This window comes from Cognatundibacterium rugosum, from assembly GCF_014284365.1.
GTDB classification, from domain to species: domain Bacteria; phylum Pseudomonadota; class Gammaproteobacteria; order Burkholderiales; family Burkholderiaceae_D; genus Undibacterium; species Undibacterium rugosum.
This window is the reverse complement of sequence record NZ_JACOGG010000003.1, coordinates 24,670-46,149: the sequence shown is the minus strand read 5'-3', so window position 1 is coordinate 46,149 and position 21,480 is coordinate 24,670. Positions and strand designations below refer to the sequence as shown.

Sequence of the window (21,480 nt, the reverse complement as noted above, 5' to 3'; positions counted from 1 at the left end):
TTCTTTTTTATTTACAAGCGACGCCGATATGGAATCCCACCGCAAACTCTCTTCCGCCCTGCATGCCGCATTAGGTGTGATACATGTCGTTATGCTGCTGGGCATGTATGTGTTTGCCAGTCAGCTGTTCGGGCTGTTCAGTGACGGTGAGATCCCTGCATTGTTCACGCAGTTTGTTGGTGCATTTTTCATACTCGCCAGTGTATTTTGTCTGGCACAGATCATCATCGGTTTTGCCGGACTCGCGGGCCAGCCCTGGGTCAGAATTCCTTTGCTGATGATCGCCGCATTTGAAGTTTTCCAATTCCCGTTCGGCACCGCTCTGGGTGCCTATACCCTGTGGGCTTATCTGAGCGAAGATAAACAGCAAACCCAGTAAAGACGCGGCTTTCCAAGCTTTTTTGGCCTGCAGGCCAGATTACATCAGGACTTTTGTTTTTTAGTCGGTCCCCAGAACATCGAAACCACGGCCTGCATACGAATGAAAAAAGGCTGTCTCCCGCGAACGGAGACAGCCTTTTTTATGTGAAGATCACTGCTTACACATTGGTTCTGACCAGGAAGTCGACCCCGATTTCGCGCCAGCATTCAATTTCTTTTTGCAGCCAGTACGCCACCGTAGGATGTACGCTGACCCAGTCGCGCCGCATCTCCAGCTCTATGGCTTTTTTCATCTTCAGGCGGATATCTTCGTATTCGATTTCCGCGCGAGAATGCATGAGCATAATCGCGAGCCGTAAGGCCAGCACTGCTTTGGCGAAATCCGCATCGGCCAGTCCTTCAGAAACTTTACGCAGATTGCCTTTCTGACTCAGGATCAGCTTACTCATGATGCGTTGCTCCAGCGTGGTAAAGCCGGCCATATCCGCGTTCTCTATCATGTAGGCACCATGCTTGTGAAAACCGGTATGCGACACCACCATGCCAACTTCATGCAGACGTGCGCTCCAGACCAGCAAGCGATTGTAATTGTCGCTGGCGGGTTTAAGCTGCTGATAAATCGACTTCGTCATCTCTGCCACACGATGTGCCCGTGATACGTCGACATGAAACAGCTGCGCCATTTTTTGCACCGACACTTCACGCCGGTCACGCTTGGTCGCCCGTAAATGCAAGTCCCACATCACGCCCATGCGCAAACCGGCTTCCACCGGATACAACACCTCAATCTTAAACTCTGTCATCAGACCGATCAGGATCGCCAGCCCGCCCACCACCATCGCTACCCGTTCAGGTTTAATGCCGCTGAGCTCCAGCGTTTGCAGATGTCCGCTTTGTATGCAGTATTGTTTGAGCGTGGTCAGGCTTTGCAGCGTGAGCTTGCCGTCACCCAAGCCCCCTTTGGCAATCGCATCAGAAATTGCGCGCATGGTGCCTGAAGAGCCGTAAGCCTTACGCCAGTGTTGCGGCTGATAGAAAGGTGCGTCGTCTTCAAACACGGAACGCGCTGACAGGATGGCGGCTTCAAACGCCGCCTCAGTCAAACGTCCATCCGGAAAAAACGTGGCGCTGTGTCCAACTGTACCTACGCTAAACGATTCCACTTTAATGATTTCGTGTCCGCGCCCGAGTATCACCTCGGTCGACCCGCCACCGATATCCATCACCAGGCGTCGTTCACCGGGTACACTGACGGCATTGGCCACACCCATGTAAATCAGCCGCCCCTCTTCTTCACCGGAGATCACGTCGATAGGGCAGCCTATCGCTGCTTCTGCACGTGGCAGTAATTCTGCAGCATTGTTCGCGATACGGATAGTATTCGTCGCGACTACCCGCACAGAATCCACAGGATAGGCTTTCAGTACTTCTTTGAAGCGGCTCAGGCAATCAATCGCACGCTGCATAGACTCCGGCGTCAGATTGCCGTCCGCATCCAGCCCGGCGGCCAGACGTATAGGCTCACGCGCGCTTTTGACGACTTTGATCACATCGCCTTCATGACGACCTATGTGCATACGAAAACTGTTGGAACCCAGATCAACGGCAGCCAGCATGTTTCCTATCCTTTATTAGTATCTATCGATGAATTGATCAGTGAATTGATCGCTGAATTGATCGTTAAATTTATCGTTAAATTTATCGTTTCATCATATGCCACTGCTCACACAATGCGCTGCGGGTCAGTGTCCTGCCTGAAATCACAGCGCCTGAAATGATATTAATCATTATTTGTGACTAAGCGGTGACGTTTTCACTGTTCGCTGTGCCATCTGCAACAAAGAAGCGTCTGTTCATGTGATCCAGGCCTGTGGTCTTGAGCACTTCAGCCAGCCGCTCTGCCGCACGACGCACCGGCTTACCCTTGTATTCGGCAATGATCAGTTCATTCTTCATCGAATGCTCCCAGCCAACCAGCTCTGTCACACGCACCTGATAGCCATGTGCTTCCAATTGCAGGCAACGCAGTACATTCGTGATCTGGCTGCCAAATTCGCGCGTATGAATCGGATGACGCCACATTTCTGACAGCGGGTTATTGCGTACCGCATCGCCTTTATGTTTGCGTAACTCCGCAGCGACTTCAGCCTGACAACAAGGCACCAGCACCATAAAACGGGCTTTCTTTTTGAGCGCAAATTCTATCGCGTCATCGGTCGCGGTATCACACGCATGTAAAGCCGTGACGATATCGATCTGCTCCGGCAACTGCGTCGAACGGGTAGCCTCCGCGACCGACAAATTCAGAAATGACATGCCAGGAAAGTCCAGCCGCTGCGCGAGTTCGGTCGAGCGCTTCACCAGCTCGTCGCGGGTTTCTATGCCATAGATATGCGCCTTGCTTTGGGCCTGACCGGCTTTAAAAAATAAGTCGTACAGAATAAAGCCAAGATAGGACTTGCCCGCACCATGATCGACCAGGCTGATATCACTGCGCTCCTCTTGCAATTGCTGCAGCAGCGGTTCGATGAATTGATACAGGTGATACACCTGTTTTAACTTGCGACGGCTGTCCTGATTCAGCTTACCGTCACGTGTCAGGATGTGTAGCTCCTTGAGCAGTTCCAGCGATTGTCCGGGTCGGATTTCATGCTTTTCCTGACTTGTGCTTGCAGCTGCAGTGGCTTGAACTTGGGTCGGCTGTGTTGCCGATTTTTTTGCAGACTTTTTCATGGCGGTATCCGGTGTACTGATCTGGCATCATAAATCCATTCCGGCCCCGGTGGGGAAGTTTACCTGTCCTGCGGGAGCAGGCAAATGCTGTCACTATCAATGGTTACCGGAAAAGAAAAAGGACTCAGGCTTACACCTGAGTCCTTCTTATTTTGGTAGGCCGTGCGGGATTCGAACCTGCGACCAACGGATTAAAAGTCCGCTGCTCTACCAGCTGAGCTAACGACCCAAAACTTGCTGAACTGCCTGAAAGTTTATTCGCAACATAAACTTCGATGATTTTGGTAGGCCGTGCGGGATTCGAACCTGCGACCAACGGATTAAAAGTCCGCTGCTCTACCAGCTGAGCTAACGACCCAAAACCTGGATAATGTCTTCGTAGGAGCTGCGACTTGCGACCATGATGATCTGCATACTCAGCTCACTGTATTCGTGGTAGGCCGTGCGGGATTCGAACCTGCGACCAACGGATTAAAAGTCCGCTGCTCTACCAGCTGAGCTAACGACCCGAAGAAGAACGAGATTGTATGAGGCTTCAGCCCTGATGTCAATGGGCTGAGCCGGATTAAATCCCGTTTCTTGTTTATTTCAATGCTTACTTCAGGCCCGACAGACGGCTCTTGGCGGCCTGCGCCGCTTCCGTTCCCGGATACTGTGCAATCAGGCCTTCCAGGGTTTTCTTCGCTGCTGGCTTTTCTTTCAATTCGATCTGACAAGTCGCGATATTGAGCATCGCTTCCGGCGATTTGGGATGATCTGGAAAGGATTTTAACAACTGCTGCATTACCGGAATCATGCCTTTGCAATCACGCTGCGCGTAGTAAGAGTTGCCCATCCAGTATTGCGCCGAACCGGCATACGCGGATTGCGGATAGCTGGTCAGGAAACCTGAAAACGCAGTCACAGCATTTTTGAAGTCGCCGGATTTGTAGGTCGTCATCGCAGCTTCATAAGCGCGCTCTTCACTCTGCTCTATCACCACTTCACGGCCATCAATCACCGCGCGCTTAGGTTCGAGTTTACGTACACGGTTGTCGAGGTCGACATAGAAATCCTGCTGGCGGCGTTGCGCGTTGGCGAGGTCATTCGCTAGCACTTCTAACTGGCCACGCAGCTTCGCCATTTCACTTCTGAGTTTTTCATTTTCATTCGCCAGATCCAGTGCGGTACTTTTATCTGCCTTGGTATCGAGCCGGTTGTCCAGCCGAGCATTCACAGCATCCAGCCTGGCGCGCAGATCCAGAATCGCTTTGCGCGCTTCATCATCATCGAACAGACCAGCGGTCGCAGCCGATGGCAGGCAGGCAGCCAAAAACGCTGCGGCAATCAGGGATTTACGGGTAGAAGTGAGTTTCATAGCATTCTAAAAATAAAATGCGCCGCCTGTCAGAGAACAAGCGGCGCCAGTCAACTTAATTCACCGTGAGGGTGAAGCGCAGATTACTGATAAACGATATCAGCACGGCGGTTTTCTGCCCAAGATGCTTCATCGTGGCCCGTTGCTTTTGGCTTTTCCTTACCCAGAGAAACCGCTTCCAGCTGGGACTCAGGTACACCCAGCAGGCTCATCGCTTTACGCACTGCTTCTGCACGTTTCTGACCCAAAGCCAGATTGTATTCAGAACCACCACGTTCATCGGTATTACCCTGGATCAGGATCTTACGTGCTTTATTCGTATTCAGGTATTTAGAGTGATTTTCAACCACAGATTTGTAGTCATCTTTGACGATATAGCTATCAAAGTCGAAGTACACACTACGCTTAGCCAGAACACCGTTAGGATCATTCAGCGGATCAACCGACACAGTTTTCACTTCTTTCACTGCATTTGGATCTGCAGCTGGAGTCACTGCCTGTGCGATTGGCTTTTCAACGATAGGTGCTTTTTCTTCCAGCGGTACTTTGGATGCGCAGGCAGACAACAATACAACGCTGGATACCAGCATTGCCAGAGTTTTAGTTTGGGAAGTGAATTGCATTTTCTCTCCTGATCAAAAATAGACAACAAGTTATTTGGATTGAGACTGCTACCGGGAGCAAATTCCGCGTCAGCTAGTGTAACGCTGACAGCGGGTATTGCGCCAGAAAAACAATCGCAGTACTGCTTTACTTCAAATACGGCCCCCAGGTGGGTTCACGTATATCGCCGGCCTGGACCGAAATAGTTTGCTTCACTTTGCCGTCCACGGACACTACTGCGAGGGTGGCGCGGCGGCCAGTTTCCGTTGCATACATAATGTAGCGGCCGTTAGGGGAAAAGCTTGGTGACTCGTCTTTGCTTGTATCAGATAGCTTGAGTTCCTGGCCACTGCCCAGATCCAGCGCATATAACTGGAATTTTCCTTCACGGCGTGAGATATAGGCCAGTGTGCGGCCGTCTGGCGAAATACGCGGGGTGATGTTATAACTACCATTAAAGGTCACCCGTTTCGCCTCTCCGCCATTCGCGTTCATACGGTAAATCTGTGGGCCGCCACTGCGATCACTGAGGAAGTACACCGATTGTCCATCGGCAGAAAACTGCGGCTCAGTATCGATAGAGCTGCTACTGGTCAGGCGCTGCAAGCCGGTGCCATCAGCGTTGATAGTGTAAATCTGCGTCAGACCGTCACGCGACAATGCGATCGCCAGCTTGCTGCCATCCGGCGACCAGGCTGGTGCTGAGTTACTACCTTTGAAGTTTGCGACTTTGCGTCGCTCACCAGTCAACAGATTCTGGGTCCAGACCACCGGCTTTTTCTCTTCAAACGAGACGTAGGCAACCTTACTGCCATCCTGCGACCAGGCTGGCGAAATAATAGGTTCATTCGAACGCAGCGCGACCCGGATACCTTCCCCATCGGCGTCCGCCACTTCCAGCCGGTATTCGCTGCCAGCTTTCGTTACATAGGCGATACGGGTAGAAAATGCACCACGTACGCCAGTCAGTTTTTCGTAAATATCATCTGCAATTTTATGCGCAGTAACGCGGGTATTGGTCGGCAACGCCGCGACAGAAAAGCCGGACAGCGTGCTGCCACGGACGGTATCGAGCAATTTGTAACGCACGTCAAAACGACCATCGGCCAGGCGCTGCACACTGCCGACGGCCAGCGCTTCGGCACCGCGTTTTTTCCATTCTTCAAAATTGACTGCACTGTTTTCACCAATCACGGCACCGGCATCGATCAAACGGAAATAACCACTACGTGCGAGGTCATCACGGATGATTGCGGTCACCTGCTGCGGCGTCAGTGCCTCATCGGTAAATCCGGCAATCGCAATCGGAATCTGGCTCGATCCTATGCCTGACACTTCGACCCGCAATTGCGCCTGCGCAGGTGCAAACGGCAGTGCACTGCCCAGACCCAACACCAGTGCGGACAGGGCGAATTTCTTAAACAGACGGGAATATCCAAAATTAGGGCGCATCATTAATCACTCTTCTTTCATTTTATAGACCAGATCCAGGCTGGACGGTGCGTTACCCGACTTATCTTTCGGCAGCGGCGAGGATTTTTCTATCGCCTTGGCCACCGCATCATCAAATGCGGGTATCCCTGAAGACTTCAATTTGCGAAGACCGCCACGCAAAGAGCCATCCGGGAACAGCTCGATACGATACTCTACAGTGGGATTACTACCCGCCGTCTCAGCCGCTCCATAACTCATATTCGAACGGACTTTAGCCGCAATTTTGGCCAGATAGCTCGGGTCGCCACGATTATTACCCGTCGATTTTTCTGCCGTACCGCTGCCACCGCTGCCGGTCATGCCTGCCTGCGCATTCAAACGCTGCATTTGCTCTTTGAACAGCTTATCGGAAGCGGCTTTATCTTTCGCTTCGCGTGCTTTCTGATCGGCCAGTTTTTGCTTATCCGCTTTTTCGCGCTCTTTCAGCTTGTCGCGCTCCTTTTCACGTTCCCGTTCTTTTTCCCGTTCGCGTTCTTTTTCACGTTCACGTTCTTTTTTCAGTTGGGCTTCTTTTTCAGCCTGGCGTTTTTCTTCAGCCAGTTCACGCTGACGCTCCAACTCCTGCTTTTTCAGCTCTGCCTGACGCTTTTTTTCCTGCTGCAAGGCGATATCAGGATCTTCACGCGGCGCTTCCACAGGTGGCGCAGGGGCTTTGGTTACAGGCTGGGGTTCCGGCTCCGGCTCGGGTGCGGGCGGCGTTGGCAGCGGTGCTGCCTCGCGATTGGTCAGATCCCAAACTTCCGCCTCGACCGCAGTAGATGCCTGGTTTTGCCAGCTGACGCCCACCCACAAAAACCCGAGTAAGGCCATATGCACGGCAATCGCAAGCGCCAGACCACGCACCGGCAAGGGCTTTTGCTGCTGAAACGACAAGTGAGCAGGTTGAGAAACGGAATTCATAAGTCACTTCGATTTTTTTCAGGCGAGTTAGTTCCCTGAACACACTAAATTGGCAGAGCAAATATCTACCCGCTCTGGCTTGAGCTTGAAATTATAAACGTAGACCCTGATAAGAATATAGAAATACGAAGTTTCCACTACAAACTGCGGCTGTCGGACAGCCGCTTTGCCAGCATAGCCAGCTAGGCGCCGCCCTGCGCATATCCCCTCAGGAACAGCCACACTGCCTGCTTGAGCAGATTGTCACGCTGCTCAGGATTTAAGACTGGCTGCCCCATAGTCACTTGCGGCCAAAATGCCAGTCCCTTAATTTGCGCGATCAGCATCTCGCTCATCCAGTGCGGGTCCGTGCCCGCCAGCCTGCCATCGGCTTGTGCAGCGCGCATCCAGTTGACAATAGCAGGCTCATTTTGTCTGAACTTATCCACCACCTCCCTAGCCCGATCCGGTGTATGAATCGTCGCAGCGATCGCTACCCGGACCAGATCGAGGAAGTCGGGATCGCTGAACAAGCTCAGCTTATGCTGTAAATATGTGCTCAATTGCTGCTCCAGGCTGCAATCGCTGCGATACACCAGATCATCCTGCGTGGCAGCGCGCTGCCACAACAGCATTAATATGGCAGTGAACAGATCTTCTTTGCATGGAAAGTGGTTATACACAGTGCGCTTGGATACCTGAGCGGTAGCAGCAATCTTATCCATGCTGGTAGCGTCATAGCCAAGCTGACGGAACTCGCAGATAGCTGCATTCAGTATTGCTGCACGTTTGCGGTCAGTCTGGCGTAAAGAAGTCGACATCAGTCAGTTTTAACGAAGAAAAATGGAAAACAGGAATCAGATTAGAATTTTACACCATGCAGTTTACTTTTCAGAAAATGAAACTACACTGTGTAGTGTAATTTATCCCCAGTCTACTGAAGTATTTCCCTATTGTCTCAAGTGACGCACAGGAGTTTCTATGTCTGCATCCGATATTCCAGCACAAATAGCACCGTCAGCAAGCGCTACAAGCGACGTCAGCCAGAGCCGGCGCCATGGCAAACGCTTTCTAAATAGCCGCGTGCTGACTCAACCCAGCTTGCTACAGAATTTGCGTATTGCATGGCGCTTCCTGACCAAAGATACCGCGCACACGATACCCGGAGGCAGCATCCCGGTGCGTGAGCTGAGCCAGAGCGAATTACTGCAGGCACCCGATAACACGCTGTACCGGCTTGGCCACTCCACGCTGCTGATGAAGATAGGCGGCGGCTTCTGGCTGACAGATCCGGTATTTTCCGAACGTGCCTCGCCTTTCTCATGGCTGGGTCCCCAACGCTTTCACCAGCCGCCTATCAGCCTGCAGGATTTGCCGCCACTGCGTGGCGTCATTTTGTCGCATGATCATTACGACCATCTGGATTACGCCACAATTCTGCAATTGAAAGACAAGACTGCTTTTTTCCTGACTCCGACCGGCGTAGGACAAAGACTGATACGCTGGGGAGTAGCACCCAGTCAGGTACGCGAACACGCCTGGTGGGACAGTAGCGACATCGACGGCATCCGTTTTGTAGCGACGCCGGCACAGCACTTTTCGGGACGCTCGGTACACGATAGAGATCAGACGCTGTGGGCCTCGTGGAGCATCATCAGCCCAGAGCTGCGGATTTTTTTCAGCGGTGACAGTGGCTATTTTTCAGGCTTCAAGGAGATTGGTGACAAACTGGGCCCGTTTGATCTGAGCCTGATCGAAACCGGCGCCTATGATCCTATGTGGCCTGACATCCATATGCAGCCTGAGCAAAGCCTGCAAGCCCATCTCGATCTGCGTGCGCGTACCATGCTGCCGATTCATAATGGCACATTTGATCTGGCCATGCATCATTGGTATGAGCCGTTTGAACGCATCACACAACTCGCAGCCCGCCAAGGTGTGCGCCTGAGTACGCCGCAAATGGGCGAGGCGGTGGATATCGCAGAACCACAGCAAGGGCGGCGCTGGTGGTTATTCCCTTCAACCCGCGGCAGCAACCGTCGCAGCTTCTGGTGCCTCGCCTGCCATGAATGACATGGGCCGCAAGCGATCTAAGCCTTAACCTGTACGACCATGGTCAGCATGCGCGCTATTGTGTGTGTTTTGAAACGATCGTGATATATTGCAAAGTCCTGAAAGACTGTCTTCTTTTGAAGACTGTTCTGGCCAATTTACGAACTTTGTTCAGTCATGAGCGGACCAATTACTGCGATCTTCACCACCTCTGATCCTTTCACCGTTTTACTGTCAGCGGCAATCCTGCGCGCCGCCATCTCGGTAGCCGGTGCGCGCACAGCGGCTGCGGAGCTGGCCAGCGAGCATCAGCGTCAACGCGATGCCCAAACCCTGCTCATGGATCTGGCCGGTGCCGCCAGCCAAAATGCGGTACAACAGCAGCTTAACGAGGCTGAGCAACTGTTCACGCATCTGCTTACGCTGGCCGACAAGATAGGACTTGCGTCCCAAATTGGCGCCAGCAAGCCAAAACGGCCACAGCAAGAAGATGAGCAAACGCTGGCAGCCTATGCGTTTCAATTACAAACCCTGAACCAGGAATTGCAACCCTTAATTGAAGCCGAAGCCTTGCGCCGCGAACGCAGTCTGGAAGCACAGGCCGATGTGGATTTGGAGCAAGCGGCCGCAGCGGCAATACCGCAGTCACTGGCTGCACGCCTGCTGCGCCGCGTGGCACATCTGCCGCAAATTCCTGCCAGCGTCACCGGTCTGGCCGCGCAACTGGCGCGATCTCTGCCTGGCGCGCAAGCAGATTTGCTGGCAACCGAGCTACGCTTACAGATACAGGCTGCGTTAGAAGCCGACCTGCAGCGTCAGCTACAGGAAGCCAACGCACTGATCTTAGGACAAACCCTGCAAGACCTGGGTTATCAGGTCGAGGATATCGCCGAGACTTTGTTTGTCGACGGCGGCACCGTGCATTTCCGCCAGTCCAGCTGGGGCAATTACATGGTGCGCATGCGTATCGATCCGAAAACCAGCAGCGCCAACTTTAATGTGATACGTGCCGTCAGCGAAGCAGATAACGAACGCAGCGTACTCGATCATTTAGCCGAAGACCGCTGGTGCAGCGAATTCCCGGCGCTGCTGAAAGCGCTCGAAGCACGCGGCTTACATTTGCAAGTCACGCGCCGCCTGGAAGCAGGCGAGCTGCCGGTACAACTGGTCGCGGCGCATAAACTGCCAGTCTTCTCCGATGCCTCGCCTGTGCTGCATCACCGTCAACTGAAAACACGACAAATACCATGAGTCTTAGCCAAGCCCGCTGGTTACAGGATCTGCAGCGCCTGTTAGCAATACGCTCGCAATTTGTGATTTCAGGCAGCATACGCGACAGTTTTTTGACGCCAGTCGGCAAGACCCAGGCACTGGTGCCGCTGGCGCGCGCCTTGTGGGAAGCACTCAGGCAGCGCGACTTCCGTTTCTTGCTGATTTTTGATCCGGCAGACGGTTTGCGCGTGTACCCGGACGAGCCGGTTGCGAAAGAACTGGCTTGCCGCTTATTTGATTTGAAGCTATGTGATGGCTATCAGATGATGAGTCTGGAGAGTCTCGCAAAACTGATGAAACGCGTCAGTGCAGAACGCGATGCACGCTGCGCGCTGATTCTGGACTTCGCTTCGCGTCTGACCCGCCATAGCGAGCAACTGAGCGAAGCCGAACATAGGTTCTTCGTCGCCGCTGAAAAATTATCCCTGTATGCGGCGCCGGTGGTGCCGCGTGAAACTGGCGGCCAGCCTTTATTTAATCCAGTCTGTTGGCTGGTGAACCGGGCCCAGGATCTGCCCTCCTGGCTGACACTGGACAGTGAAAAGATTGCGAGTCTGGTCATCGCCAGGCCGGATTACGAAACGCGGCATGCGGCAGCGACTCAGCTGGCACCGCTGTTCGCTGGCTATAACGAAGCCAGCCCGGCAACACGTGAGCAATTCCTGAAATCCTTTACTGAAGGGACTGAGGGCATGTCGCTGACTGCTTTATCCGACATCACAGAATTGGCCGACCGCCAACAACTGGGCATACGCATGATTGATGATGCGGTGCGTTGCTACAAAGTCGGTGCACTCGACAATCCCTGGCGCAAAGACTACCTGCGTGAAAAAATCCGCAATGCACATCAGTTCATCGAAGACCGTGTCAAGGGCCAGCATCCGGCTGTTGTCAAAACTCTGGATATACTAAAACGTTCGGTGATGGGACTGACCGGCGCACAAGCCAGATCCGGCGGCAGCCGTCCGCGTGGCGTACTGTTTTTTGCCGGACCAACCGGGGTAGGCAAAACGGAGTTAGCCAAGACCCTGACACAACTCGTATTCGGCGATGAACGTGCGTATCTGCGTTTTGATATGAGTGAATTTGCCGAAGAACACAGCAGTGCACGTCTGCTGGGGGCACCGCCTGGTTATGTCGGATTCGACGCTGGTGGCGAACTCACTAATGCGGTCAGGCAGAAGCCATTTTCTGTCGTGTTATTCGATGAAATTGAAAAAGCCCATCCGCGCATTCTGGATAAATTTTTACAGATACTGGAAGATGGCCGCCTGACCGACGGACGTGGCGATACAGCGTATTTTTCTGAGACCATCCTGGTCTTCACCTCCAACCTCGGCATTTTTGTCGAAGACCAGCATGGGCAGCGCAGGCAAAATGTGCAGCCAGGTGAAACCTATGATGCAGTTGAGAGCAAGGTGCGCGATGCCATCGCCAATTACTTCAAATTCAAATTATCCCGTCCTGAATTACTCAATCGCATAGGCGATAACATCGTGGTCTTCGACTTTATCAATCCTGAAGTCGCAGCCAGTATTTTTGATGGCATGCTGCGCAATGTGGCGCGCCGTTTATTTGAAGAATGCAAAATTCAATTGTCTATGCCCGCAATGGTAAGACAGGAATTGCTGTCACGCTGTACCAAAGACCTGAGTCATGGCGGCCGTGGCATAGGCAATCAGCTTGAATCCTGTTTCATCAATCCTTTGTCGCGTGCCATGTTTGAGCAGGACCTGGAAGGCAAACAAAAACTGATCGTGACCGGTATCCAGGAAAACGATAAAGTCATCAGCCTGCAAATACAAAGCGCATGAAAATCGCGATTAACAAAGCCCATTATCCGGTCACCGTACTCGGACCTGGCAAGCGCATCGGCATCTGGCTACAGGGGTGCAGCATAGGCTGCAAAGGCTGTGTGTCACAGGATACCTGGGCCATTGATCCGGGTAAGCAAATGTCAGTAGCAAGTTTGCTGAGCTGGTGCCGCCGGGTCGCTGCCGCCGGACTGGATGGCGTGACGATCTCCGGTGGTGAACCCTTCGATCAGCCTGCCGCGCTGTCTGCTTTACTGGACGCACTGCATTTCTGGCGCGCGCAGGAACAACGCGACTTTGATATCCTGTGCTACAGCGGTTATCCACTGCCCAGCCTGCAAAAGAAGCACAGCAAAATCATAGGCAAACTGGATGCACTGATACCGGAGCCCTATATAGCCAGCCAGCCGCCGGACCGGGTCTGGCGCGGCTCTGCCAATCAGGCACTGATCGCATGTTCGGAACGTGGCAAAGCAATTTACGATGCATATGCCGAACTGCCACTGAACAGCCAGCCCAAACGAATACAGACCATGCTCGATGGGCAGCGCATCTGGTACATAGGCATACCGGCGCGTGGCGACATGGAAGCACTGGCCAGCCAGTGCGAAGAACGCGGCTTGCATTTTGAGCAGGTCAGCTGGAGACAATAAGTGAGTGTTGAATGAGTCACCAATATGAGTAGTGAATACATACGGCTGTGTCCGGGCTGTCAGGCTGAGAATCCGGCCAGCAGCCTGCGCTGTCCGTGCGGTGTGCTGCTGACTGGGGTTGATCTGAGTCTGCCGCAAGCTTTACCTGCCAGTTTGCCGGCAACCGGATATCCAGCCAGTACCGTAAACCCGGTTACACCTGCCAGCCTGCATTGCGTTTACGAAGATTGTGAGCAGGACAATCCGCCAGGCAGCACGGCATGCCTGTACTGCAATCGGCCGCTCGTAATGCAGCCTGCAGATGCGGGCTCCAGCCAGATCCAGATTCAGGGCCTGCTGCGACTACCCGCAGAACTGGCATCACGCTATCAAATTCTGGCGCCGCTGGCATATCAAGGTGCGGAAGCTGAATTACTGCTGATCGAGAGACGAGAGGATAAGCAGCAGTTTGTGCTCAAGCTATACCGGCATGGCATGCAGGTCAGCGCAGCGGTACAGGAGCGTATGGCAAAGATTCCGGCCGCCCATAAAGTGGTGCAGCTGGAATCCGGCCGTTCAGAGGGCCATCATTTCGAGGTACTTGAATACTGTGCATCCGGCTCGCTGCGCCAGATGATGTCTGAGGGGCAGGCTTTAAGCCAGCTCGAACACATCATCCGCGAACTCGCCACGGCGATCGCCAGCGTGCATCAGGCCGGCTTGTTACACCGCGATCTGAAGCCTGAAAACATCCTGCTACGCACCACGCATCCGCTCGATCTGGTGCTGACCGATTTCGGCATTTCTTCCGTCATGGATGCTACCCAAAAGCTGACCGGTGCTGCGCGCACTTTGTATTATGCGGCTCCGGAAAGCTTATCTGGCGTACTTAGCGCGAAAACGGACTTCTGGGCGCTGGGCATGGTCGTGCTGGAAATCGCGGCTGGACGCCATCCATTTGCCGGCTTGTCGGAAGCCGTGATCCTGCATCAGCTGACCACTCGCGATCTGGATCTGAACCTCATCAAGGATGGCTATCTGCGCAAGCTGCTGCAAGGCTTACTGCTACGCGACCCGCAACAACGCTGGGGCGAGGCTGAAGTGCTGCGCTGGCTGGCTCGTGATCCCAGTTTGCCTGCCCCGGTGGAGACGCAGACGATGGCGGGCTTTCAGTCGCCTTATCATATCGGTACCGACATCTGCCATACCAAACCGCAGTTAGCAGTGGCACTGTCACGTCACTGGACAGAAGCAGCCGGCGATATTGCGAATGGTCAGTTACTGGCCTGGTTCCGTGATGTGCAAAAAGATCAGAATGCAGTCAGGGTACTCATCGATTTACGCAGTGATCAGCAATTATCGATTGATGTGCAATTGCTGATCCTGATCCTGTTCCTGGCGCCTGGCATCCCCCCGGTCTGGCGCGGCGAATCAATTGAACTGCCGGATATACTGCGCAAAGCGAATGCGGCACTGAAGGGAGATGAAGCCGCCGCCTCCTGGCTGCATCAGCTTTACATCCATGATGTATTGGAGATCTATGCCAATGCAGGCAATGCGGCCAGTCAGGATATCGTACAAAAGTGGCAGCTGGCCACCAAAGCCTATGTGCAGAGCTGGCGTGATGCACAGACCCTGATCAAAGAGAATAGCCCTAAGTATATTCCGGGTGAATATGTGAACATCGATCAACTGATGTATGGCAGCACGCGCCAAGCCAGCCCCTCACTGCTCAAGCTGCATCCGCAATTGCTGGCAATTTCCTATGACCCTAAATGGGCAGAACGCTTAAGACTGCGGCTGGAGCAAGCCTATACCGGTTTGCAAGCCTATTGTCCCTGGCTGTCTGCACTGGGCGACATCGCAGTTGCGCCAGCATCCATGTTACTGGTGATGGATGCATTGCTGCCTGATGCACGTGCAGCCGTCGACAAGCAGAAAAAAGCACAACTGCGGCAAGTGGAAGCAGCAGACGAAGAATTGAAAATCGCCAGGAGCAATCTGGATTCCATCATCAGCGATGTCCGTGCTGCCTGCCGCCGCAACCTGATGCTGGGCGATGCTGCGGCCGAACTGCAGCTGGCCTTGGATCGCCTGTTCACGCAAGCGATACAGCTGCGCGCGATGGAGCATATTTCGCCGGACTGGATGGAGTTCAAAAAACGCGTCACCCGCACTGAACGACAGTGCCAGCGCATGACCACTTTGCTCGATCAGTTGTCTGAACGACGCATCGAAAATCAAGGCTGGCTGGGGCGCGACGTACTGATTGCATTTGTACTCGCCGCTTTGATATTGCCTGCTATATTGGAGCGCAGCGTATTTTTCCTGCTCTTATTCGGCTTCATCGGTGTATTGTTCTGGCGCTTTTATCCACTCTATCAACACGCACAAAAAATCCAGGAACTGGGCAGCAACTTAAGTAACTTAAGCAGCTGACAAGCACTGACGGCCTGTTCCTGTGCCTATGCCTGTGCCTGAATAGCGCCAGTTGCGGAATGCTGCATGCCTAGCCAAAGTCCTGCCTGCTAACCCTTCGCGCACTAGCAGGTTACGCTTTGCAATCCCGTCTTGCCTGAAGAATTTCAAGCCACCACACTGTGCACTTCCACAGCACACAGCCGGCTGAACCGGACTGCCAGCTGGATGAACCCACACAGGTGAGAGATAGTGAAATGCTTCAGGATGACAGGTAGTGTATGCAGCACAGCGGCGCTGATGCTAGGCTCGCTCTCATCCGCCAGTGCACAGGAGATCAGCGCACCGGTGGGCAATCATAGTCATTTACTTGGCCTGGGAACGGCCTATGTACCCGACTATGCCGGTGCAGCGAACAGCCGTCTGGTACCTGCACTGTTTGCTGAATACCAGAATGAAGAAGGTTTTTTTGCCAGCACCACGCGCGGTTTGGGCAAGCTGACACGCCATGCCAACTGGACCAGCAGCATCGCACTATCATACCGTGCCGGACGCCCTGAGCATCCTGCACTACTGTATTTATCGCCTACCGAAGCGCTGCGCGGCATGGATGACATCAGTGGCAGCATGACGGCAAATCTGGGCGCCAGTGCGCGCCTGAGCGATAGCGTGACACTGAGCAGCATGGCCAGCTTCGATTTGAAACAAGAAGACAATGGCAACAGCCTGCAGTTAGGCATTAGCGCCGCGATCTGGCAAAGCATGCATGATCAGATTGAATTGAAGACAACGCTGCATTATGGAGATGCGAGCTATAACCAACGCTATTTCGGTATCAGTACCACGCAAAGTCTGCGCAGCGGTCTGCCCGCGATGGCCAGTAGTGCGGGTTGGAATCGCAGCTTGTGCAGCGTTGCATGGACCCATGTGATTGATCAGAACTGGTCTGTCCGCACACTGGCTGGCATTCAGCACATGCTGAATGATGCAGCGGAGAGTCCGCTTAGCAAAATGAGTGGCAATTTGCTGTTGATCAGCACAGTCAACTACTCATTCTGATTTTTTTAAGTGTTTTGAAATTTAGCGGCACTCACAAGAAAATGAAATAAGTGCATTACCCCTCACTCAGGTTTCTCCCCTTTCAGGCTTGTCTGCATCTCCTTGCAGCAAGCCTGTTTTTCTTTGTCTGTCCAACAGCAGACCAGTCAATACTGCTCTGATTCAGGACGCTGCACAGACCGCAATATGTGCAAATTCTATACGGTTCGCTGCATAGTCAGCGGGCCGGCTCCACATCCTCAGGTAGACATTTTGCTTAGCGATACGGTAATGCGCCACCATGAAACCTAAAGGCTGTTGCGCGATATGATCTTTACCCATATATTCAAACACGGATACTTTGTTTCCATGAATGACAAGCCATTCAAATCTCTCCGCAACAAACTCACTCAGTTGCGCCTCTACCCGCTGATACAGCGCATTCCGGTTACCTGACCAGACCAGCAAAAGATTCTGCTCATAGACCGCAACAGACAAGGCCGCATTGGCCTGCCAGTTTTTCATGAAGTACGAATACAAGGGTGTCGGTGAAGTCGCTGCCTCCCAACAATTTGTCACATCCAGCTGTATATCATGGTTCAGTTTTATTCTACGGGCACTCACCTTATCAACACTCGCCGTCACCGTTTTATCGACGTACTCTGAACTAGCTGAAGCGAGCTGCCTGCATTGCAAACGCAGGTGATGCGAACGCTGGTCCACCTCGTTATCGTAAAAAATCAGGTCAGTACTGGAAGGCTGGGGAATAGCATACGACCAGACCCGCAATCTGGCTGTGCCGATGGTGGAGGCAATTGCGTACATGCGTTGAGCAATAGGCCAATTGACAGAAATCCATACTTTCTTATTGATAGATGACCCGTCCGCACTCAGGCATTTCGCTTTTATTTTTATATGCAATTAGGGCCTGTTAACATTTAAATTGCGAGATGCGTTCAAGCCAAAACGTGGGCTGGCAAGGCGCGTGTCGCAGTCAGGGCTGGTGCCCCTGACAAGACACACAACGCAGTCCAGCGCGCGTTTTGGCTTGAACCCAAAGGGAAAGGGGTAAAACAGCCGCATGGCGTTGTTGCATCCCGCTGACAGTGATCACACTGCTGCGCGGGCTGCGCCTAGCCCTGCAACTGTTTTACCCCTTTCGCACACGTAATTTAAATGTTAACAGGCCCTAATATTCAATGAACTTTTTCATTCATGTTAACAGGCCCTAAACTGACGACAAAAAAGCCCGCCCACAAACCAGTTGGGGCAGGCTTACACTATTGACTGTACCCTCAGAAATCAAGGCTCAGTGAGAGATTCCAGCTAGGCGGTGGCGCAAAGGTATATTGATCAAACTGGCTACCTTTACTGCTAGCTGAAATGGATAACACATCCTGCTTATTGAGCAGATTATTTACACCTATCTGCAGCTTCACATTTTTCACTACTGCGCCAGCCTGACGCCATTGATAGCCAGCGGTTAAATCCACCGTGTTATAGGAAGGAATTTTATACGCAGCAGGCTCACCATCCTGGGCGTATTGTTCACCTACGCGCTTCAAGATTAAGGAGCTGAAAACGCCATTTAATTTATACAGCAAGCCTAAGGCAGTGGTACTGGCCGGTACTTTGGCGATCTGTAACTGCGTCGACTTAGATTTGGCAATGTTGAGAGAGCCGTTCCAATGGATAGACACACCCTGTCCCAGATAATAGGTTGCGGCAGCTTCCACGCCCTTATACACCACACCGCCCTGATTAAAATACACCAGATCATTCCCACTGCCGCTGGATGCCAGCTTGTTATTAAAATCGATATAGTACATATCGGCATCTAAGGCCAGGTTGGACGACTGATGTACCCATCCCAATTGGTAGTTACTGGATGTCTGAGGCTGTGGTGTACTCAGGCCAGGATTATTCACATAGAACACGGATAAAGCCGGAACCAGAAAACCTTTCGCATACTGCGCATAGGCCGCATTTTTGCTATCGAACTGATAGTTCGCAGTGAGGAATGGCAGAGTGCTGGTATAGGTTTCCGATGCCTGCGTGGGAATGCGGGTTCCCTGATTAACGGCTGCATCCACCTCTCGCGTGAAATGCAGATACTTAAGGCCCGGCGTAATACGTAAATCAGGCATTGCCAGCCATTCGAATTCGACAAAGGGCTGATATTGCTTCCATGAGGAACGCTGCTCATAAGACACGTTCAATGGCGCACTGGCCTCTTTAGGATTTGGCTTACCCAAAGTCCAGTCAAGATCATAGGTATGACGATTGCTATTGGAGACTTCATACCACAATCCGGTACGCAGCCATCCCAATGCAACCTCTTTATCCGCGCGCAAAATGTCGCCCTTCACACGATAAGCATTGAGCTTGTTATAACCTGGAACATTGGTATTCCCTTTCGCCCCCGCTTTGGTGCCGTTAGCCGTCGCGCCACTGGCATCCTGCCCGGAATAGGTATCATTGGTATAGGCATAGGTGTACAGCTGATTACTGATTTTCCAGCCCAGAATATAGGATTCCAGTTTGATGTAATCAAAATCTGTCGTTTTATGATTGAAGTTATATCCCCAGTAATTCTGACTGGCAGGATCATTATTCAGCGAATAGTTTTTACCAAACTGCGCCACCTGACTTAAGGTAACGCCGGCCTTATCGGGCGTGTAACTGGTAATGGTGTTATAGGTAGAAAAAACTGTGAGTGAAGTCGTGTCAGAAAAATTTTTCTTCAACTTGAACTGGTAATTTTCTTCGCTGACAGCGTTATACGTCAGATAGCCATCTGTAGACAGACGCGACGCATTAAACATCATATTCGCGTCACCCCAATTACTGATGTGACCACTATCGATCTGAAATCCTTTCATCAGGGTATTCCAGGTACCATAAGTGGCATAGGGTGAAAAAGCGAAATCAGCGGACAATTCTTTGGAATACAAATTCACCGAGCCGCCAAATGTAGCCTGTCCCAGATTGCCTGCATTGCCAGGTCCACGCTCGATGACCATACCGCCAATAATCCGCGCTGGAAAATATGATGTGGAGTGATGCGTAGGATCATTGGTATCGCCGAATGGAATACCATCGTAAGTCATATTGTACTCACCATCCTGGAAGCCGCGCAGTGTGACCTTCGTTTCAGCCAGACCAGGACCATTCGGAGATACGCCGGCGCCGACACTGGGTGCGATACGGCTGACAGCGTTATAGTCAGCCAGCGGCGTCACTGACTGTTCGATAAAGGTCGCTGTGATAATGGATTGCGGCTGCGTTGCTTTTAACGAGGACTGTACCGGCGCACGGTTAGCAACAGCATTACCGCTGATCACCACCCTCGCCTTAATCGCCTCAGCATCCAGCGCTGTGTTATCGCCTGTGGCGGCAGCCGTAGGTATCGCTGCAACTACAGCTGGTTCAGCTTCAGCGGCCCAGCTACTGCTGGCCTGAGATCCTAAGGCCGTCAACGCCAGCACAACGTGCAGATGCATACGGCTACGTTTGATCATTTTACTATCACAGTTTTTCATACTACTTGCCTTCCGATGGTACATGGTGGGTAAAAGTACGGAACTGTATGTAGAAAATGTGACACAGACATGAATCTGAAAAAAAACCTGAGCACTGTTGTTAATGCGCATAAAACTGGATGTCACTTGCAGCTGATGACTGCTCACAATGGCATCACGCTTTACCGCCCAGTGTAGAAAATAAAAAAGGCGAAGCTGAGTGCTTCGCCTTTACCAGACCCGTTGAATGCAGCATAGTGCCGCCAAGTCTGCCGTTCAGGTTTTATTCCTGGTGGTAGCTGGTGACGCGTTCCACTTCATTTTTCGAACCCAGGAAAACCGCAACGCGCTGATGCAGGGATGTCGGCTGAATATCGAGCATACGTTGCTTACCATTGGTGGCTGCACCACCCGCCTGTTCGACCAGGAAGGACATAGGATTCGCTTCATACATCAGGCGCAGCTTGCCCGCTTTATCGGGTTCACGCTGATCTGCCGGGTACATAAAAATACCGCCACGGTTCAGAATACGGTGCACATCAGCCACCATGGAAGCAATCCAGCGCATATTAAAATTCTTTGCGCGTGGACCAGTTTCACCCGCCAGCATTTCATCCACATAGCGTGTGACTGGCGGATACCAGTGACGGCTGTTGGACGCATTAATCGCGAATTCTTTGGTATCCGCAGGAATCTGCATGCCACGCTGAGTCAGTACCCAGGAACCCATTTCGCGATCCAGGGTGAAGCAGTTCACACCATTACCGGTGGTCAGCACCAATACGGTTTGCGGTCCATAAACAGCATAGCCTGCTGCAACCTGTTTGCTGCCCGGCTGCAGGAAGTCTTGCTCAGTCGGTGTGCCCATGCCTTCCGGTGCTTTCAACACCGAGAAAATGGTCCCGATGGAGACGTTCACATCGATATTGCTGGAGCCATCGAGCGGATCGAACAGCAACATATATTCGCCCATCGGATAGCGGTTAGGAATCGGATGGATGCTTTCCATTTCTTCCGATGCCATCGCTGCCAGATGACCGCCCCATTCATTGGCTTCGAGCAGAATTTCATTCGACAGGATATCGAGTTTTTTCTGTACTTCACCCTGCACGTTTTCGCTACCGGCGGTGCCCAGCACTTCACCCAGCGCGCCCTTACCCACTGCATGGCTGATGGTTTTGCAAGCACGCGCAACCACTTCAATCAGCAAACGCAATTCGGCTGGAATAGAGTTATTCAGCCTTTGTTCTTCGACCAGATATTGGGTCAGACTTACACGTTTCATG

General features: G+C 52.5%; 17 protein-coding genes and 3 tRNA genes. 7 read left to right on the top strand and 13 right to left on the bottom strand.

Features of this window, described 5'->3' with window-relative positions; translation table 11 throughout:
• Positions 1-28 precede the first annotated feature (28 nt).
• The gene (locus H8K47_RS03415) at positions 29-379 is read left to right on the top strand and encodes a hypothetical protein (RefSeq protein WP_186880037.1); all 351 of its coding nucleotides are present in this window, start codon (positions 29-31) and stop codon (positions 377-379) included.
• A gap of 160 nt (positions 380-539) precedes the next feature.
• Here H8K47_RS03415 and H8K47_RS03410 read toward each other — a convergent pair whose 3' ends face one another.
• The 10 genes from H8K47_RS03410 to H8K47_RS03365 form a co-directional block, all read right to left on the bottom strand.
• The gene (locus H8K47_RS03410; protein ID WP_186880036.1) at positions 540-1,997 is read right to left on the bottom strand and encodes a Ppx/GppA phosphatase family protein; all 1,458 of its coding nucleotides are present in this window, start codon (positions 1,995-1,997) and stop codon (positions 540-542) included.
• A gap of 181 nt (positions 1,998-2,178) precedes the next feature.
• The gene (locus H8K47_RS03405) at positions 2,179-3,114 is read right to left on the bottom strand and encodes a class I SAM-dependent methyltransferase (protein WP_186880035.1); all 936 of its coding nucleotides are present in this window, start codon (positions 3,112-3,114) and stop codon (positions 2,179-2,181) included.
• A gap of 153 nt (positions 3,115-3,267) precedes the next feature.
• A tRNA-Lys gene (locus tag H8K47_RS03400) sits at positions 3,268-3,343 on the bottom strand.
• A gap of 53 nt (positions 3,344-3,396) precedes the next feature.
• Positions 3,397-3,472, bottom strand: a tRNA-Lys gene (locus H8K47_RS03395).
• Positions 3,473-3,547: 75 nt separating this feature from the next.
• Positions 3,548-3,623: transfer RNA gene (locus H8K47_RS03390), tRNA-Lys, on the bottom strand.
• An 86-nt stretch (positions 3,624-3,709) separates the two neighbouring features.
• The gene (ybgF, locus tag H8K47_RS03385; protein WP_162020047.1) at positions 3,710-4,471 is read right to left on the bottom strand and encodes a tol-pal system protein YbgF; all 762 of its coding nucleotides are present in this window, start codon (positions 4,469-4,471) and stop codon (positions 3,710-3,712) included.
• Between the two features lie 83 nt (positions 4,472-4,554).
• Positions 4,555-5,094 (bottom strand): peptidoglycan-associated lipoprotein Pal, encoded by a 540-nt coding sequence (gene pal / locus H8K47_RS03380; protein ID WP_186880034.1) that lies wholly within the window; start codon positions 5,092-5,094, stop codon positions 4,555-4,557.
• 127 nt (positions 5,095-5,221) lie between these two features.
• Positions 5,222-6,529: a Tol-Pal system beta propeller repeat protein TolB gene (gene tolB / locus H8K47_RS03375; protein ID WP_230410143.1), complete on the bottom strand. Its 1,308-nt coding sequence runs from the start codon at positions 6,527-6,529 to the stop codon at positions 5,222-5,224.
• A gap of 3 nt (positions 6,530-6,532) precedes the next feature.
• On the bottom strand, positions 6,533-7,468 hold the full coding sequence (tolA, locus tag H8K47_RS03370) for a cell envelope integrity protein TolA (protein WP_186880033.1): 936 nt from the start codon (positions 7,466-7,468) through the stop codon (positions 6,533-6,535).
• Between the two features lie 182 nt (positions 7,469-7,650).
• Complete coding sequence (locus H8K47_RS03365) at positions 7,651-8,268, bottom strand: TetR/AcrR family transcriptional regulator (protein ID WP_186880032.1); 618 nt, start codon at positions 8,266-8,268, stop codon at positions 7,651-7,653.
• Positions 8,269-8,428: 160 nt separating this feature from the next.
• Between H8K47_RS03365 and H8K47_RS03360 the strand changes: the two genes are divergently transcribed.
• The 6 genes from H8K47_RS03360 (at position 8,429) to H8K47_RS03335 (ending at position 16,694) form a co-directional block, all read left to right on the top strand.
• Positions 8,429-9,520 carry an MBL fold metallo-hydrolase gene (locus H8K47_RS03360; RefSeq protein ID WP_186880031.1) on the top strand — a complete coding sequence of 364 codons (1,092 nt, stop codon included), beginning with the start codon at positions 8,429-8,431 and terminating at the stop codon, positions 9,518-9,520.
• A 156-nt stretch (positions 9,521-9,676) separates the two neighbouring features.
• The gene (locus H8K47_RS03355) at positions 9,677-10,750 is read left to right on the top strand and encodes a hypothetical protein (RefSeq protein ID WP_186880030.1); all 1,074 of its coding nucleotides are present in this window, start codon (positions 9,677-9,679) and stop codon (positions 10,748-10,750) included.
• The gene (locus tag H8K47_RS03350; RefSeq protein WP_186880029.1) at positions 10,747-12,585 is read left to right on the top strand and encodes an AAA family ATPase; all 1,839 of its coding nucleotides are present in this window, start codon (positions 10,747-10,749) and stop codon (positions 12,583-12,585) included. The genes H8K47_RS03355 and H8K47_RS03350 overlap by 4 nt, the downstream gene beginning before the upstream one ends.
• The gene (locus tag H8K47_RS03345) at positions 12,582-13,238 is read left to right on the top strand and encodes a 4Fe-4S single cluster domain-containing protein (protein WP_186880028.1); all 657 of its coding nucleotides are present in this window, start codon (positions 12,582-12,584) and stop codon (positions 13,236-13,238) included. Before H8K47_RS03350 ends, H8K47_RS03345 begins: the two co-directional genes overlap by 4 nt.
• A 24-nt stretch (positions 13,239-13,262) precedes the next feature.
• Positions 13,263-15,656 (top strand): serine/threonine protein kinase, encoded by a 2,394-nt coding sequence (locus H8K47_RS03340; RefSeq protein WP_186880027.1) that lies wholly within the window; start codon positions 13,263-13,265, stop codon positions 15,654-15,656.
• 279 nt (positions 15,657-15,935) lie between these two features.
• Positions 15,936-16,694 carry a MipA/OmpV family protein gene (locus tag H8K47_RS03335; RefSeq protein WP_186880026.1) on the top strand — a complete coding sequence of 253 codons (759 nt, stop codon included), beginning with the start codon at positions 15,936-15,938 and terminating at the stop codon, positions 16,692-16,694.
• 162 nt (positions 16,695-16,856) lie between these two features.
• Here the strand turns inward: H8K47_RS03335 and H8K47_RS03330 are convergent, their stop codons facing one another.
• The 3 genes from H8K47_RS03330 to H8K47_RS03320 all read right to left on the bottom strand — a co-directional run bounded on the left by H8K47_RS03330 (position 16,857) and on the right by H8K47_RS03320 (position 21,479).
• Positions 16,857-17,498, bottom strand: a complete 642-nt coding sequence (locus H8K47_RS03330) for a hypothetical protein (protein WP_186880025.1) — start codon at positions 17,496-17,498, stop codon at positions 16,857-16,859.
• Positions 17,499-17,968: 470 nt separating this feature from the next.
• The gene (locus H8K47_RS03325) at positions 17,969-20,215 is read right to left on the bottom strand and encodes a TonB-dependent receptor (protein WP_186880024.1); all 2,247 of its coding nucleotides are present in this window, start codon (positions 20,213-20,215) and stop codon (positions 17,969-17,971) included.
• Positions 20,216-20,477: 262 nt separating this feature from the next.
• The gene (locus H8K47_RS03320) at positions 20,478-21,479 is read right to left on the bottom strand and encodes a class 1 fructose-bisphosphatase (protein WP_186880023.1); all 1,002 of its coding nucleotides are present in this window, start codon (positions 21,477-21,479) and stop codon (positions 20,478-20,480) included.
• Between the last annotated feature and the right edge of the window lies 1 nt (position 21,480).

Excerpts from the sequence above, each read along its gene's own strand:
- H8K47_RS03415 (WP_186880037.1), top strand. The coding sequence starts at position 29 with ATGGAATCCCACCGCAAACTCTCTTCCGCCCTGCATGCCGCATTAGGT.
- H8K47_RS03410 (WP_186880036.1), bottom strand. The coding sequence starts at position 1,997 with ATGCTGGCTGCCGTTGATCTGGGTTCCAACAGTTTTCGTATGCACATA.
- H8K47_RS03405 (WP_186880035.1), bottom strand. The coding sequence starts at position 3,114 with ATGAAAAAGTCTGCAAAAAAATCGGCAACACAGCCGACCCAAGTTCAA.
- ybgF (WP_162020047.1), bottom strand. The coding sequence starts at position 4,471 with ATGAAACTCACTTCTACCCGTAAATCCCTGATTGCCGCAGCGTTTTTG.
- pal (WP_186880034.1), bottom strand. The coding sequence starts at position 5,094 with ATGCAATTCACTTCCCAAACTAAAACTCTGGCAATGCTGGTATCCAGC.
- tolB (WP_230410143.1), bottom strand. The coding sequence starts at position 6,529 with ATGATGCGCCCTAATTTTGGATATTCCCGTCTGTTTAAGAAATTCGCC.
- tolA (WP_186880033.1), bottom strand. The coding sequence starts at position 7,468 with ATGAATTCCGTTTCTCAACCTGCTCACTTGTCGTTTCAGCAGCAAAAG.
- H8K47_RS03365 (WP_186880032.1), bottom strand. The coding sequence starts at position 8,268 with ATGTCGACTTCTTTACGCCAGACTGACCGCAAACGTGCAGCAATACTG.
- H8K47_RS03360 (WP_186880031.1), top strand. The coding sequence starts at position 8,429 with ATGTCTGCATCCGATATTCCAGCACAAATAGCACCGTCAGCAAGCGCT.
- H8K47_RS03355 (WP_186880030.1), top strand. The coding sequence starts at position 9,677 with ATGAGCGGACCAATTACTGCGATCTTCACCACCTCTGATCCTTTCACC.
- H8K47_RS03350 (WP_186880029.1), top strand. The coding sequence starts at position 10,747 with ATGAGTCTTAGCCAAGCCCGCTGGTTACAGGATCTGCAGCGCCTGTTA.
- H8K47_RS03345 (WP_186880028.1), top strand. The coding sequence starts at position 12,582 with ATGAAAATCGCGATTAACAAAGCCCATTATCCGGTCACCGTACTCGGA.
- H8K47_RS03340 (WP_186880027.1), top strand. The coding sequence starts at position 13,263 with ATGAGTAGTGAATACATACGGCTGTGTCCGGGCTGTCAGGCTGAGAAT.
- H8K47_RS03335 (WP_186880026.1), top strand. The coding sequence starts at position 15,936 with ATGCTAGGCTCGCTCTCATCCGCCAGTGCACAGGAGATCAGCGCACCG.
- H8K47_RS03330 (WP_186880025.1), bottom strand. The coding sequence starts at position 17,498 with ATGTACGCAATTGCCTCCACCATCGGCACAGCCAGATTGCGGGTCTGG.
- H8K47_RS03325 (WP_186880024.1), bottom strand. The coding sequence starts at position 20,215 with ATGAAAAACTGTGATAGTAAAATGATCAAACGTAGCCGTATGCATCTG.
- H8K47_RS03320 (WP_186880023.1), bottom strand. The coding sequence starts at position 21,479 with ATGAAACGTGTAAGTCTGACCCAATATCTGGTCGAAGAACAAAGGCTG.